We start from the raw sequence: 5,202 nt of genomic DNA, 5'->3' as shown, positions 1-5,202 counted from the left end.
GGGTGGGTGCAAACCGTAACCGCCGCGGAGGTCCGCGACTCCCCCGCCGATGCCGGCGACATCTCTGACGCCGACGCCCCCGAGGGTGTCGGCGGCTCCGCGGGTGTCGGCGGCTCCAGCCGTGTCGACGTGGAACGTCGGACGCGGGCGCCGACGGCTTGGGGAGCGACAAGAATCCGGGCAGGCTCGGCTGAGTAATGCGCCTGGAATTGATCAGCAGGACGTCGGGCGGCCATCGGCGGCGAGGACGAGTTCCTTGCTCGTCCTGCGGCGGGTGGCCCGGCGGGCTGACGGCCGCGCCTCGCGCCGCCTACGCCTGCCGCCGCTCCCACTGCTCCTTCGTGATCTCGTACCGCACACCGCCGTGCTCGGAACCCTCAACCGCCATCATGTCGTCCGGCGTGGGGACGCTCTCCACAAGCGTCATCCCGAGCTTCTCCATGACGTTGCGCGAAGGACGGTTCACGGCCATCGTCTCGGCCCAGACCATGCGGATCCCGAGCTCGGCGAACCCCTTCGCCAGCAGCGCCTGCGAGACCTCCGTGGCATAGCCCCGGCCCCAGGCCGCCTGGCGCAGGCGGTAGCCGAGTTCGGCCTCCTCACGCGGGCCGCTGCGGAGCGGACGCAGACAGAACCAGCCGACGAACGCGCGGCCGTCCTTCTCGTACGCGGCGAACAGGCCGAGGTCGTGATCCCAGCGCTCGTAACCGGCGAGGATGTTGGGAATGGCGAGGTCGCGGACCTCCTCCGGCGGAGTCGGAGCGCCGCCGGTCAGGTAGCGCATCACCGCCGGGTCGCTGTCCAGCTCGATCAGCAGGTCCGCGTCGTCGGCGGCGAAGGGGCGCAGAGTCAGGCGCTCGGACTCGAGGTAGGTGGTCACGTGAGGATCATGGACGAGGCGGGTCTGACGGTCCAGGCGTTTTCGGACCGCGTCCGTCACCGGGTGGGGTGCTGGAGGAGCAGCATGGCACGGTCGCCTTCACGTCATGGCCGGGGACCCGCCTCTGTCGCTCTCCACGTCCTCACCGGCGTAGGGGTTGCCGCCGAGCCAGGTGGTGCCGTCGATCAGTTCCCTGGCCGCGTCCAGGTGGCCGGCGTGGCAGGCGACTTCGGTGAGCACATGGATCACGATGTGGCGCACGTCGGGCAGCCGCCAGTCCGGCCAGATCTCCACCGGCCAGACGGCTGGGGCCTGGTCGGGCGTGACGGCGGCGAGGACGGCGTCCGCGCGTGCGACGGCCGCGCGGTAGTCGGCGAGGACCTCCTCCGCTCCCATCCCCTCGGGCACCTGCCAGTGCGCCTCCGCACCCGCCGTGAGCTGCTCGGCCACATCCGGCTCGCCCGCTGTCACCCCGGGGAACCAGAAGCGCTCGACATCCAGGGTGAGGTGGCGCACCAGTGCCAGGCAGCTCCAGCCGCTGGGCAGCACCGGCCGCCGCAGATCCTCCTCCGAGAGCCCCTGGAGGATGCCGAGGACATGCGCGCGCTGGCCGTCCAGGGCGCTCTTGAGGGCGGCGAGTTCGTCGTTCACCGGGCGGCGCACAGCTGGGCGAGGCGCTCCAGGGTGCCGGTCATCTGCGTCCGCCACCACTCGCGCCCGCTCTCCACCTCCGCCTGTCTGTCCTCCGGCATCCGCGAACCGTCGAAGGTCTCGGTCACCAGCGTGCCCCCGGATCCGTGCGGGGCCAGGTCGTAGATCCACCGGTGGCCCCACGCCGCCCCGGGCGCGGTGGCGTCGGGGTGCCCGCGCCCGGGCCTCGGCTCCCAGCCGATGCGGCGGTCCGGCTCGTACACGACGACGTGGTTGTTCATCTCGTAGTCGCCGTACCGCTCGAAGTGCATCCGCATCACGAAGACGTCCCCGACTCCCGAGATCACCGCGTCGAGGGCGCTGCCGCGCAGCATGCCCGAGCCGTCGAGGTCCGGATGCCGTCGCGGGTCGGCCAGGATCCGGAAGACCTCCCCCGGCGGAGCGCCGATGTGGCGGGACACCGTCACCACGGACCCGGATGTCGTACTCGTCATCGCCGTTCCTCCCCCGACCGCCGATCTGGATCTGACTTCGCATCGGACGCTACACGGGGGGTACGACAACGCCCGGCGGAGCGCTCGTGCGTCCGCGCCGCACAGGCGGCGCCGCCGCTGCTCGAAGGCGTGGCCGGCGGCCCCGGCAGCTCAGGCGTCGGCGGTGGTGAACTGGTAGGTGACGCCGGTCAGCCTCTCGGACGCCTCCCACAGCAGCCGCTGGACGCGCGTGTCGTGCGACCCATGGCTGGACTCGGTCCGCGCGGCGCGGCCCTTGAACTCGCCCATCCCGTCCGGGGCGTAGTACTGGCCGCCGTCCGCCCACGCATCCACGGCCGCCCGCAGGATCGGCAGCGCCCCCTTCTCCGCGGAGTGGGTGAAAGGACGCCAGACCCCCCACGACCGGCCCCGGAACGGGGCGGGCATGGTGCGGTTGAGCTCGGTGCGGGCGGCGCCGGGATGCGCGGCCAGCGAGATCGTCGCGGCGCCGGCCGCGGCCAGCCGCCGGTTCAGCTCGTAGGCGAACATCAGGTTGGCGAGCTTGGACCGGGCGTAGGCCCTGTTGGGGCGGTACCGGCTGTTGGACGGCAGGTCGTCGAGGTCGATCCGCCCCTCCTTGTGGGCCGGGCTGGTGACGGTCACGATCCTTGAGCCGAGCGTGCCGGTGAGCAGGTCGAGCAGCAGGCCGGTGAAGGCGAAGTGGCCCAGGTGGTTGACGCCGAGGTGGGTCTCGAAGCCGTCGGCGGTGCGCCCGCGCGGGGCCCACATGACCCCGGCGTTGTTGATCAGTAAGTCCACGCGGTGGTGTGCGGCGCGCAGTTGGGAGGCCGCCTCCCGCACCGAGGTGAGCGAGGCGAGGTCCAGGGGCAGCGCGGTCACCTGGGCGGACCGCGCGCCGGCGCGGATGCGGGAGACCGCATCGGCGGCCTTTCCGGTGTCACGGCAGGCCAGTACGACGGTCGCGCCGTGCTCGGCCAGCGCCTTGGCCACCTCGAAGCCGACCCCGGTGTTGGCGCCGGTGACCACGGCGGTGCGCCCCTGCTGGTCGCCGATGTCAGCCGCGGACCATGGCTGCTCGGGGTGTGGCTGGGTCATGGGTGTCCTCCGCAATAGAATCGGGATGGCCGTCCCACTTAATATCCGGGACGCTCATCCCGCTTGTCAACGATCCGGAGGCGGACCACATGCGTGCCGACGCCCAGCGCAACAGGGAGAAGGTGCTCCAGGCCGCCTCGGCGGCGTTCGCAGCCGAGGGGCTCGGGGTCCCGGTGCAGGAGATCGCCCGGCGGGCCGGCGTGGGGACCGGCACCGTGAGCAGGCACTTCCCCACCAAGGAGTCGCTCTTCGAAGCGGTCGTGCTCAGCCGCGTGGAGCCCCTGATCGACCGTGCGCGCTCACTGACCGCCACCAGGGACGCCGGGGACGCGTTCTTCGAGTTCTTCGCGCACATGGTGGACCAGGGCGCACTCGACCGGGGACTGGCCGAGGCCTTCGCCGGCGCCGGCTTCGACATGGAGGGTGCGGCGCTCAAGGCCGGCTACGACGTGGGCGCCACGTTCCGGGAGCTGCTCACCCGGGCGCAGCAGGCGGGTGCGGTGCGCCCGGACGTGGACATCACCGACGTCAAGGCCCTCATGTTCGGATGCCTGACCAGGGAACGCGGCCAGGCCGAGCCCGCCGCCCGCGACAGGGTCGTCACCGTCGTACGCGACGGGCTGCGGGCCCACCCCGCCCAGGCCATCTGACGCGTCCGCAGCACTCCTCCGGGCGCGGGGCCACCCGACCGTCCCGGCCCGCCCCCGGCCCGGGCTTCTGGGACGGAGGGGACGCCGACAGCGGACCGGATCGGGCCCTCGCACGACCGCACGGCGGAGAGCGGGGGGAAACCTCGGCGGGCCGGGCGGAGTACTGACGGATCCCGGAGCACGGGCACGCCGGCGTCGCCGGTCGGGCCTCACCGAACCGGCAATGTTCCGGCAAAGTGCGGCGATCCGAGAACTGCCGGCACCGGCAACGCATCTCACCCATGGGGGGAGTCCCCCAGCACGGCGCCGGCCGCGCGCTCGGTCGCAGACGCCGCCGCCGCACGGTCGTGAACGAGGAGAGTGACACGGACGTGGCGATCCATCAGTCCATCCCGAACGGACGACACCACCGAGAGGTCCCCGAAGGCGCCAGCCCCCGCGCCGGCCGGGTCAGGTACCCGCTGCTCGCCGCCACCGCCGTCCTGATCGCCGTGCTGAGCGGCTGCGGGACCGGCGGCGGCACCGGCGGCGGGGGCGGGGCCTCCCCGGCGCACCCCCAGCCGGCCACCACGGACGGCAGCAGCCCGAGCGGCCCGGCGAGCAGCGGCCCGTCCACCCCAGAGGCCGCACCGACCACGGACTCCTCCACGACGGCGGCAGCCCCCTCACCCACGACGGCGGACAGCAGCCCCTCGGTGGCGACGGCGGCGGGCAGCAGCCGGTGCCACACCGCGGACCTGCGGGCCTCCATCGGCAGGAACGATCCGGGCGCGGGCCAGGAGAACTTCCCGATCGTGCTCACCAACCGGTCGAACCGCACCTGCACCGTCTACGGGTTCCCGGGCGTCGCATTCGTCAACAGTGCCGGGGAGCAGGTGACCGTGGATCCGGAGCGCGCCACGGGGCAGCAGAAGCAGCTCGTACGGCTGACTCCGGGCCAGAGCGCATGGTCCCCCATGTCCTTCTCCAATCCCGCGATCAGCGGGGTGACCACGGTGACGCCCGTCGCGGTGCTGATCACCCCTCCGGACGAGACCTCTTCGCTCAGGGTGCCATGGGCCGGTGGTGAGGTCTCCAACACCGGCAAGGCGTCCGTTCCGCAGGTGGGACCCTTCCGGCCGGGTAGCGGCGTCTGAGCCCAGGGCCGTTCACCTCGGTTCCGACCCGCCACGGTCACCCACGGGGCCGGAGCCGCAGCGAATCTGCCCGGCCGGGCCGTCTGGCCGGGCGGACCGCCGCGGGGTTGTCGCAGCCGCACCCCGGCCCCCCGCGGGTCCGGCGCACGGGGCCGGTGGGCGGGGGTGCCTCCCGCGGGGTGGCGGCCCGGGCCGCCACCCCGGCGTCCCGACCGTCGAGCGGCCTGCCGGTCAGCGCTCGGCTGCGAGGTGGCCGGGGTGCGCCGGGCGGCCGTCGCGGCGCAGGCGGTGGAGCC

The 5,202-nt window shown here is 73.2% G+C and carries 6 protein-coding genes; 2 read left to right on the top strand and 4 right to left on the bottom strand.

Translation table 11 applies throughout. The features are described 5' to 3' along the window. Positions 1-310 precede the first annotated feature (310 nt). From AOK09_RS20595 to AOK09_RS20580, 4 genes are all read right to left on the bottom strand, one after another. On the bottom strand, positions 311-880 hold the full coding sequence (locus AOK09_RS20595; protein WP_055588694.1) for a GNAT family N-acetyltransferase: 570 nt from the start codon (positions 878-880) through the stop codon (positions 311-313). Positions 881-979: 99 nt separating this feature from the next. After that, a complete protein-coding gene (locus AOK09_RS20590) occupies positions 980-1,531 on the bottom strand; it encodes a DinB family protein (RefSeq protein WP_055588696.1) in 552 nt (183 codons plus the stop codon). Next, entirely contained in the window at positions 1,528-2,025 is a 498-nt protein-coding gene (locus AOK09_RS20585) for an SRPBCC family protein (protein WP_079063263.1), read from the bottom strand. The genes AOK09_RS20590 and AOK09_RS20585 overlap by 4 nt, the downstream gene beginning before the upstream one ends. Positions 2,026-2,175: 150 nt before the next feature. Continuing rightward, positions 2,176-3,120: an oxidoreductase gene (locus tag AOK09_RS20580; RefSeq protein WP_055588692.1), complete on the bottom strand. Its 945-nt coding sequence runs from the start codon at positions 3,118-3,120 to the stop codon at positions 2,176-2,178. A gap of 89 nt (positions 3,121-3,209) precedes the next feature. Here AOK09_RS20580 and AOK09_RS20575 point away from each other — a divergent pair, with 89 nt between their 5' ends. After that, positions 3,210-3,770, top strand: coding sequence for a TetR/AcrR family transcriptional regulator (locus AOK09_RS20575; RefSeq protein ID WP_055588691.1), 561 nt, complete (start codon positions 3,210-3,212; stop codon positions 3,768-3,770). Between the two features lie 371 nt (positions 3,771-4,141). Next, positions 4,142-4,906, top strand: coding sequence for a DUF4232 domain-containing protein (locus tag AOK09_RS20570; protein WP_245687388.1), 765 nt, complete (start codon positions 4,142-4,144; stop codon positions 4,904-4,906). The last annotated feature ends 296 nt before the right edge of the window (positions 4,907-5,202 follow it).

Origin of the sequence: Peterkaempfera griseoplana (assembly GCF_001418575.1) — a bacterium.
GTDB lineage: Bacteria > Actinomycetota > Actinomycetes > Streptomycetales > Streptomycetaceae > Peterkaempfera > Peterkaempfera griseoplana.
Note: the sequence above shows the minus strand (reverse complement) of the source record. Positions and strands in the feature narration are given on the sequence as shown.